The sequence below is a fragment of the Psychrobacter halotolerans genome (genome assembly GCF_039680845.1).
Classification (GTDB): domain Bacteria; phylum Pseudomonadota; class Gammaproteobacteria; order Pseudomonadales; family Moraxellaceae; genus Psychrobacter.
Genome location: NZ_JBDKWD010000003.1, coordinates 255,116 through 264,654 on the forward strand (window position 1 = coordinate 255,116; position 9,539 = coordinate 264,654).

Genomic DNA, 9,539 nt, shown 5'->3' on the forward strand with positions numbered 1-9,539 from the left:
CTATAGTCGATTCATTTTAAAAAAGTACACTTCTACTGGTATACATTTTATAGTAGAGCGATGATATCAAATTTAATAAGTTCGCAACTAATTATCAATAGGAAGCACATATATGGATTGGGCAGATATCTTTATTTATGACACAACTTGGATGTTTGCCGTTGAAATCTTAATACGTGTCATCGTGATGTTCGTGCTAATTATCTCGTTCTTGCGATTCACAGGTAAACGCGGTGTTCGTCAGCTCTCTATCTTTGAGTTGACTATTATTTTATCGCTAGGATCGATTGCAGGGGATCCGATGTTTACGGAGGATTTGCCGATTATTCAAGCCGTGCTGATTATGAGTACCGTTATTCTACTTTATCGTCTGTGTACTTGGGCAATGATGAAGTCTAGTCGAGTTGAAAATTTTTTGGAAGGCAAATCACTTTATATCGTAGAGGAGGGCATGCTGGTTCTGGATAAGATTAAAAAAGGCAAGATGTCACATGATGAGTTTTTTTCAGAGATGCGCCAGCAAGGGGTCGAGCATTTGGGGCAAGTGCGTACTGGACTGCTCGAAACAGATGGCAATTTTAGTATATTGTTGTATTCGCCTGAAAAAACGAGATATGGATTGCCGCTTTTTCCCAAACAATATCAAGCATTGGAGCAAATAGAGCCAGAGACTTATTATGCCTGTATGCATTGCGGCCAAGTCGAGCACCTCTCTGACCCCGATCAGCTTTGTAAACGTTGTGAAGACATTAGTAAGAGATGGGCGAAAGCTTTAAATAGTGAAATCGTGAGATAAAAATCATTGGGCGGTTTTCGGCTGGCGTGCTAAATATATCAACGTACACCAACGTAACACTGCCCAATGTTTACTCGTATTAAGAGAGTCTAATCGATTCAAGCAATTTTATACCAGTCGATTTTGCGAGTCATTACCATCACGCAGGCGAGTAGTACGAAGCAAAAAACGGCCCCAAGCAATAAGTTCATATCTTCTGTGGTTAAGATACCAAAAAACGCGGCATACAATCCTGCAAGCGTAGCCGTAAAGATTACGGCCCGTTTTATACCACCTAATACATAGTAGGTATACCAGCCAATGAGTCCGACACAGGCGCTGGCAGCAATGGCGTAGGCTTGCCAAAATGCGATTTGCTCAGCCAGTGGTAGTAACAACACATAAAAAACAAATAGCGCACAACCGACCAATAGATATTGGATCGGGTGAATACGGCTGGATTTGATCACTTCGAATAAGAAAAATGTGCCGAAGGATACTAGGATTAATAATAAGGCATATTTCATTGTTCGTTCTGTTTGCAAATATACATCGTTTGGCTCAGCAAAACTCACGCCAAAGCTGTTCAACGTCAGGTCTCTATAGCTGCTAGAGATTGTAGCGTCTTCTGATCTAGCAGTGCCGTCCGGTATGGCCATAGTCGTATCAGGAACCATGGACGAGCCGCTGTTATCAAGTGGTGCCATGCTAGTGCTAGTGACATTACAGTGATTATCCGCAATACTGACACACTGTGATAAGTTCTGCGTGTTGGCGATTGCCAGATACTGATTTTGCCAGCTGGCTTCAAATCCTTTAGACGTCAATTTTTTAGCATTGGGCAGGGCTTTGCCAATGAAGTTTGGCGTAGGCCAATTACTGCGCATCGTTAAGCCAAAGTTCTGTCCGGTAGGCACGGTGCTTAGGTTGCTGACACCCGCTAACGGAAGATCAATCATAAAATTAATGGCTTCATTGTTATTAGCGTCAGTATCAATAACTTTCTGGCTAATATCAGACGGCTGGGTATTGTTTCCTACTATGGTTTTTGCTGAACGAGTCCACATCTCTTGCGGAATAGCCACTTCCACATAGGTTAGGTTTTTGATGATGGGGGTTTGCGGATAAGTGGCCTTGATTGGTTGTTTATCAATGGTCACTGTTGGCAGCGTGGCAAGACCGCGCAGATCTGATACGGGAATGATTAACTTTGCGTTATCCCAATGAATGACAGTTTTTTCTGGCTTGATCTGATCTTCATTGGTAGCAGCATTGGGTGGGTCTAACGTCTGATTGGCTGTGCTACTTGCTGCACTTAAGCGATTGATGGTGTCATCAAAAGTATAATTTTGGTCAAATGTTAGCGCGCCGTTATAGCTGGTTGCATGATAAATACCGCGTTGATAAGTATCCGTACTGACTTCAAGATTTTGTATGGCTTGGGTTTGATTGGCAAAGATAGTCTCGGTTTTTGAGTAAGAAGAAGCGCACTTATTATTAGTTTTTAGGGTTTCAATCTGACATTCAGGTGTCACTGTGGTGGGAATGGCGATAAATGGAGTAATGACTTCTTGCGGATTGACATGCTGCTGCGCAATCTCTTTGACCACTGACTCTGCATAAATTTGTCGCTCATAGATAACTGAGCCAATCATACTAAGACCGATGGCAAAAATCAGGCAAAGCCCAGCGATGATGGTTAATTTAATAAACAGTATTTTTTGCATAAAAGCGCCTCATATGATTCTTTAGTCCAAAACTGTCAAAACGGCAGTCAATAGGTTTAAAGAAAATCATAGAGGAGGCATGAAGAAAAAAGATGTAAGAAGGGTGGAGAGTATATGGAAAAGTAAGCGCTAGCGTTTATCAATGTTTACTCGTATCGCCAACCACTTTATACATAATGGTGAATAGCAAGCCAGATAAGACAAAGGTCAAAAGATCAGAAACCCACAGAATACTTATGACTGTATCCAAATACACAGGTTTTTCAAACAAAAGCGTCTGCTAATCTATTAGGCTGTTATAGGCTCACAAGCGCTCAAGCGTTGACTATTTGACCACTAAAGTCAGTTGATTATAGCTTAAGGCCCTCAAAATATCGGCAATCTTTGCTTGTTTTTCTCAACAAACAGATTATTTGTAACAAAGTATTAGAAAAATAATAATATTCAGGCATAATAAGAGCACTTATTTAAGTTTACAGTTATTCACTGAAGCAGTTATTCAATAAAAAAAGTGACTGTTATTTTTTATATAGTCAGTTCGGTATAAAAACGATACAGCGGGACGGATATGAGTTCTTTGTAGCCTCTGTCGGCGTAAGTACAGCAAGCCAGAAAAGCTTATATTGGTTCCGCGTCACAACGTATCTGTTTTATTTAGAATCGACTATATTTGTATTTATTCCAATCCCTATAGTAGTAGACAAGGAAGCGTATCATGACGACTTGTATCACAGGCACTGGCCTGTATATCCCTCCCTTTAGCATCAGTAATGAAGAGCTGGTTAATTCATTCAATCAGTATGTCGAGAATTATAATGCAAAGCATGCTGATGAGATAGCAGCAGGGACCATCACTGCGCTTGAGCCTTCATCAGCGGCTTTTATCGAAAAAGTCTCTGGCATCAAATCGCGTTATGTAATGGAAAAAGACGGTATTTTAGACCCTGAAATTATGGCACCCGTTATCCCTTATCGTAACTTAGGCGAAGAGCTGTCTATTATGGCAGAAATGGGCGCAGCTGCGTTAAAAGACGCACTGGCGGACGCCGGACTTGAAGCCAATGATTTGGATGGTATTATCCTTGCTTGCTCAAATTTTCAGCGTACTTATCCTGCGGTCGCTATCGAGATTCAAAACGAAATCGGTATGATCGGTGGTTTTGCGTATGATATGAATGTCGCTTGTAGTGCTGCGACGTTTGGTCTCTCACAAGCGCACGGTTCTATCATCTCAGGCCTTGCTAAGCGTATTGCGGTGGTGAACGTTGAGATTACTTCCGCCCATCTAAACTGGCGCAATCGTGACAGCCATTTCATCTTTGGCGATGTCGCCACAGCTTCGATCGTAGAAGAGCTTGATACGCCAAAAGGTTACGAGATCCTTAACTCTAAACTGTTCACGCAGTTTTCGACTAATATTAAAAATGAATATGGTTTTATGGATCGTTCTGAGTTTTTGGCAGCGCAGACGGAGATGTATCCAGATCTTAAAGACCCTGTCACTGATAAGCTGTTTTTGCAAAACGGCCGCAAAGTATTCCGTGAAGTTTGTCCAAAAGTTTCGGAGATTATCACAGAGCACTTGCATGAAAACGAGCTGCAATCTAGCGATGTGAAAATGATGTGGTTGCATCAAGCCAATGCCAACATGCTTGATTTGATCTTACGTACCGTGGTCGGAAAAGATGCTGACAAATCGATTGCGCCAAGCGTTATTGATGAATTTGCCAACACCAGCTCAGCCAGCCCGATGATCGTCTTCCACCGTTATAAAGATGAGTTATCGTCAGGTGATTTGGGTGTGATTTGCTCATTTGGTGCTGGTTATTCAATCGGTTCAGTACTGGTTCGTAAAGTCTAATTTTTAATCATAGTCTTGTATGATGATCAAAATAGCTAAGAGTCTTCTTAGCTATTTTTTTGTTTATCTTATTGGCTAAATCTTCTGTCTTTGAATCAATAAAGCACTAAAAATAAGAAAGGAAAGCAAATATAAGTCAAAAATACCTAGCAATGTTTGGGACAGTGATAACGAGATTGAGCAGAATAATAACAAGATTATGTAGAGGTTTTAATTTAAGGCAAAAAATTTGCTATAATCACGGTCTTATTCCATTTATCCAATTAAAAGTCCTTTTATGAAAGAATCCTTACGCCTGCGTTTAGACCAAATGGTAGACCGTTATGAAGAGGTCACTGCCTTATTATCCGATCCTAGCGTCATCAGTGACAATAATAAATTCCGTGAGTTGTCTGTTGAGCATAGCGACTTGATGGATATCACGACTTTATGGCAGAACTACGGGCGTGCGGAGACAGATCAGGCCGATGCAGAAATGATGCTAAAAGAAGCTTCAGATCCTGACATGAAAGCGATGATGCAAGAAGAAATAGATACTGCACGTGACGCCATCGTAGACATGGAAGAAGCGCTCAATGTTATGATGCTGCCAAAAGATCCTAATGACAAAGTACCTGCGTTCTTAGAGATTCGAGCAGGAACAGGCGGTGATGAAGCGGCGATTTTCTCTGGCGATTTGTTCCGCATGTACCAAAAGTATGCGCAGACGCAAGGTTGGACGGTAGAAGTGTTATCGGCCAGTGAGGGCGAGCACGGCGGTTACAAAGAAATCATCACTCGCGTCTCAGGTAATAGTGTATATGGTCGTCTCAAGTTTGAGTCGGGTGTACACCGTGTCCAGCGTGTGCCTGAAACAGAAAGCCAGGGCCGCGTACATACATCAGCTTGTACCGTGGCTGTCATGCCAGAAGTTGAGATTGATGACACGGTTGATTTAAACCCAGCCGATATCCGTTTTGATACGTTCCGTTCAAGCGGTGCGGGTGGTCAGCATGTTAACACTACGGACTCAGCGGTACGTTTGACTCACATTCCAACTGGAACGGTGGTTGAGTGTCAACAAGAACGTAGCCAACACAAAAACCGCGCGCAAGCCATGAAAATGCTGATCTCAAAAATCCAGCAGGTCAAGGTACAGGCGCAGGTCGATGCCGCCGACACCATACGTCGTGACTTGGTGGGTAGTGGCGATCGCTCAGAGCGCATCCGTACTTATAACTTCCCGCAAGGGCGTATGACCGATCATCGAATCAACTTAACCTTGTACAAGCTTGACTCCATTATGGAAGGTGACTTGGACGAGATTCTTGATGCGTTACTACGTGAGCATCAGGCTGACTTGATGGCCAGTATTGGCGGCGAGTAGTCTTTATTTATTCATCGTCAGTCAATTAACAAAAATGAACTTCCTAACTGAATTTAATTAACTCAATTTTCCTATAAACGGATCCATATTTTACAGGTGAGAACTATCATGAATAATCGTCTAGCTTTATATTTTATGGGTTTGTTTTGTTTATTTTTTATATCGGCCTGTCAGACACCAGCAATGACAGAAGAACAAAATAATGCCAATTCTGCATCTAAAAGCGTAGAGATGCTGGCAAAAGAATGCCTTGCAAAAGGTGGTAAGTACACCAAAGAAGGTCGACTACAAGCATATCGCTGCGTACAGCAGTTTTCAGATGCAGGAAAATCTTGTAGTGACAGCGCTGAGTGTCAAGGCAGTTGCACAAACTCAGACAAAGCGATCGAAGCTGGTACGGCAAACGTAACAGGAACCTGCGCCGCTGATGACAGTCCTTTTGGTTGCCGTCAAACCATTGAAGGTGGCGTTGCTAAAGGCTTCTTGTGCGTAGATTAATCGTATTATTTTTCCAAATATAAAAACTAACTTATCAACATTTGAGAGTGTTATGTCAAAGCCCAACAATCAAAACCAGAACCAAGACCAAGCCCCAGCAGTAGAGGATACCAATGAGCTGATTGCACAGCTACAAGCCAAGCTAGACGATATCAGTGCATCAGGTAAACAGCCGTATCCAAATACGTTTAAGCGCACAGATTATGCAAAAGACTTGCAAGCGGCCTTTGACGGCGTCTCAAAGCAAGAGATTGAAGACAATGCGGCTAAGGGTGAAAAAACACAGGTCAATGTGGCTGGTCGAGTGATGCTGAACCGTGGATCATTCCTTGTTATTCAAGACATGACGGGTCGTATTCAGCTATATGTTGCGCGCAAAGAGTTGGATCCAGAGATGCTGGCTAGTATCAAGTCTTTAGATTTGGGTGATATTGTTGGGGTATCGGGTTATATCGGTCGCTCAGGAAAGGGCGACTTGTATGTTCATATTGAAACGCTTGAGCTACTCACTAAGTCATTACGTCCCATGCCAAACAAATTCCATGGTTTGGCGGATGTAGAAGCCCGTTATCGCAATCGCCATCTTGATTTGATGACCAATGAGACAACGCGCGATACCTTTATGATTCGCAGTCAAGTCATCAGCGGTATCCGTAAGTTTATGTTGAATGAGCGCTTCATGGAAGTTGAGACGCCCATGATGCATCCCATTCCAGGTGGTGCAGTAGCGCGTCCATTTGTGACGCATCATAACGCTTTAGACATGCCGCTTTATTTACGTATTGCGCCTGAGCTTTATTTAAAGCGTTTGGTTATCGGCGGGTTTGATAGAGTGTTTGAGATTAACCGCAGCTTCCGTAACGAAGGTGTCTCAACCCGTCACAATCCTGAATTTACCATGATTGAGTTTTATCAAGCTTATGCCGATCACAATGATTTGATGGATTTGACCGAGCGCTTATTCAATGAGTTGGCGATTGATATTTTGGGTACAACGGATATTACTTATCAAGAAGAAGCCATCAGTCTAAAAGCACCGTTTGAGCGTCTCTCCATGCCTGATGCGATTGCAAAATACGCAGAAAATTTTGATACAGCGCGTATGAGTGATCGTGAATATTTGGCAGAATATGTGTCAACGACGCTAAAGCAGCAAGTAAAAGAGGGCTTTGGTATAGGCAAATTGCAGACGATTATCTTTGAAGAAACGGCTGAGCATCAATTGCGTCAACCAACTTTTATCACGCAGTATCCAGCAGAAACCTCGCCATTGGCACGCCGTAATGACGACAATCCTGAAATTACCGATCGTTTTGAGCTGTTTATTGGCGGTCGTGAATTGGCAAATGGCTTTAGTGAGCTTAATGACCCAGCAGATCAAGCAGAACGTTTCCGTGGACAAGTCGCTGAAAAAGACGCCGGCGATGACGAAGCTATGCACTTTGATGAAGAGTATATCGAAGCCTTGTCATATGGTTTACCGCCGACTGCGGGTGAAGGTATCGGTATTGATCGCTTAGTCATGCTACTGACGGACTCTGCTAGTATTCGTGATGTGATTTTATTCCCGCATATGCGCCGTAAAGTTGATTAAAGCTTACTTTTTAATCAAAGTTGCTCTTTAATCAAAGGCGTTTATCGAGCGTAGGATAAACCATCATCATATCAGTAAGAAGCCAGACGAATGCGCTGGCTTTTTGCTATAATGGATGTTCAAAAATAAGCAGTCAAAAAGTACATTTAAAATAAGAATATTAACCACTTGGCACAATGGATAGATATGTCGCAGCAATATCAAGTTTTAGCTCGCAAATACCGTCCCAAAAACTTTCATGAGTTGATTGGGCAAACGCATGTCTCGCAAGCACTCATCAATGCGATTGACTACAATCGCCTGCATCATGCTTATCTCTTTACTGGGACGCGCGGTGTGGGTAAGACAACGATTGCGCGTATTTTATCTAAATGTTTGAACTGTGATATGGGTGTCACTAGCACGCCTTGCGGTGTGTGTGATAACTGTGTGGCCATCGATCAAGGGCGTTTTATCGATCTTATTGAGATTGATGCCGCCTCTCGTACCAAGGTAGAAGACACCCGCGAGCTATTAGATAACGTTCCTTATGCGCCCAGTCAAGGACGCTATAAGGTATATCTCATTGATGAAGTGCACATGCTGTCGACACACAGTTTTAATGCACTGCTTAAAACGCTAGAAGAGCCACCTGAGCATGTGAAGTTTTTACTGGCAACGACTGATCCGCAAAAACTGCCGATTACGATTATCTCACGTTGCTTACAGTTCGTTTTACGCCCGTTGCCGCAAACCTTACTTAGCGAGCATTTGGCCAATATCCTGACGCAAGAGCATGTAAGTTATACGCAGCCAGCTCTGTGGCAGCTGGCAAGTGCTGCTAAAGGGTCGGTACGGGATGCCTTATCATTGACAGATCAAGCGATCGCTTTTGGTCAAGGGTCGCTGGATGATGCGACTGTCAATGCCATGCTTGGTTTGATTGATGCAGCAGATTTAGTCAGTTTGATCACAGATATCTATAATCATGATAAATCGGCGGTTGCAGCTCACATTGAGCAAATGCGGGCGCAGATGGTTGATGCGACCAGTATGTTTGATGGACTCGCTGAGTTACTGCATCAATTGGCATTGACACAGTTATTACCTGAGGTTGCGTTAAATGTAAATGAGGCGCAGGCACAAGATATTAATGCGCTCGCTCAGCACATTAGCCCGGATGTTTTACAACTTTATTATGAGATTGTGGTACAGGCGCGTGAAGGTGTTAAGCTTGCTAGTACGCCAATGCAAGCGCTTGAGATGTGTATTTTACGTCTATTGGCTTTTCGTCCATTACCCGTAGATGAAGTGCTAACCAACACTTTTGATAGCACGTCTTCGTCTTCGACGCCTGTCATACAGAACGCCATTTCTACGCAGGCTTCTGATGCCATAGCGTCAGCTTCAATACCACCATTGCAGCCTTATGACATTGATCATCAAACAGAGCATAATGATACGGGGCAAAATGCTGATTCTGACGATAATGTTTGGTTGACCAACGGTGCTACGCCGGAACCTAATTTTGAACCTGAACAAATTGCTGAACCTGAACCAATTGTTGAGCCTGAACCAATTGCTGAACCTGAACCAATTGCTGAACCTGAACCAATTGCTGAACCTGAACCAATTGCTGAACCTGAACCAATTGTTGAGCCTGAACCAATTGTTGAGCCTGAACCAATTGCTGAACCTGAACCAATTGCTGAACCTGAACCAATTGCTGAACCTGAAAC

General features: G+C 43.0%; 7 protein-coding genes. 6 read left to right on the forward strand and 1 reads right to left on the reverse strand.

Translation table 11 applies throughout. The features are described from left to right. Nucleotides 1-112 precede the first annotated feature (112 nt). Complete coding sequence (locus AAJP47_RS07655; protein WP_346717314.1) at nt 113-796, forward strand: DUF421 domain-containing protein; 684 nt, start codon at nt 113-115, stop codon at nt 794-796. A gap of 98 nt (nt 797-894) precedes the next feature. Here the strand turns inward: AAJP47_RS07655 and creD are convergent, their stop codons facing one another. After that, nucleotides 895-2,502: a cell envelope integrity protein CreD gene (creD, locus tag AAJP47_RS07660; RefSeq protein WP_346717315.1), complete on the reverse strand. Its 1,608-nt coding sequence runs from the start codon at nt 2,500-2,502 to the stop codon at nt 895-897. A gap of 715 nt (nt 2,503-3,217) precedes the next feature. Here creD and AAJP47_RS07665 point away from each other — a divergent pair. The 5 genes from AAJP47_RS07665 to dnaX form a co-directional block, all read left to right on the forward strand. Continuing rightward, entirely contained in the window at nt 3,218-4,363 is a 1,146-nt protein-coding gene (locus AAJP47_RS07665) for a beta-ketoacyl-ACP synthase III (protein WP_346717316.1), read from the forward strand. Nucleotides 4,364-4,640: 277 nt separating this feature from the next. Further along, on the forward strand, nt 4,641-5,729 hold the full coding sequence (prfA, locus tag AAJP47_RS07670) for a peptide chain release factor 1 (RefSeq protein ID WP_346717317.1): 1,089 nt from the start codon (nt 4,641-4,643) through the stop codon (nt 5,727-5,729). A gap of 108 nt (nt 5,730-5,837) precedes the next feature. After that, nucleotides 5,838-6,227, forward strand: coding sequence for a hypothetical protein (locus AAJP47_RS07675; protein WP_346717318.1), 390 nt, complete (start codon nt 5,838-5,840; stop codon nt 6,225-6,227). Between the two features lie 52 nt (nt 6,228-6,279). Next, nucleotides 6,280-7,821 carry a lysine--tRNA ligase gene (gene lysS / locus AAJP47_RS07680; RefSeq protein WP_346717319.1) on the forward strand — a complete coding sequence of 514 codons (1,542 nt, stop codon included), beginning with the start codon at nt 6,280-6,282 and terminating at the stop codon, nt 7,819-7,821. Between the two features lie 186 nt (nt 7,822-8,007). Next, a partial coding sequence (gene dnaX, locus AAJP47_RS07685; protein ID WP_346717320.1) for a DNA polymerase III subunit gamma/tau occupies nt 8,008-9,539 on the forward strand: 1,532 nt, incomplete at its 3' end.